The 514-nt window shown below is 58.9% G+C and carries 1 protein-coding gene; it reads left to right on the forward strand.

The window, feature by feature from the left end; all coding sequences use genetic code 11:
- On the forward strand, positions 1 to 187 hold a 187-nt coding region (locus tag AC1DT3_RS23920; RefSeq protein WP_477467624.1), incomplete at its 5' end, for an Lrp/AsnC ligand binding domain-containing protein.
- Positions 188 to 514 lie beyond the last annotated feature (327 nt).

The raw sequence follows: 514 nt of genomic DNA on the forward strand, positions 1-514 counted from the left end.
GGTCAGCGGCGGCTACGACTACCTGCTGAAGTTCGTCACGCGCGGCGTAAACCACTACCAGGAGATCRTCGARGGCTTGCTGGAGGCCAACATCGGCATCGAAAAATACTTCAGCTACATCGTSATCAAAACACCGTTCGTCAAGAACTACTACCCGATCGAGCAGCTGATGCAGCCGCACGTTTGAGCGGGGCTTAGAACGTGTTCACGGTCTATTTGGGGCCGCGCAGCTGCCTTTTCGGGAGGGGCTGGTAGGCGCGGCTCGCCGCCAATAGCTGGCTATTGGCAAGAGTCGCAACACCCCAGACTGCCCGAAAAGACAGCTGCCCTTCGGGTTGGGGAGAAATCGGGCGATTTGCCTGCCATCACCCTTGCATGGGCACAAGCCCATGCTGCGGGCGTTGACAGCCAACTCATCCCGATTGCTCCCCAACGCGGCCCCAAATAGACCGTGAACACGTTCTTAGGGCCGCAGCTTTTGCCGCAGCCCGACCCGATTCGACATTTGCTGCTG

It is taken from the genome of Microvirga sp. P4_G7 (assembly GCF_056401005.1).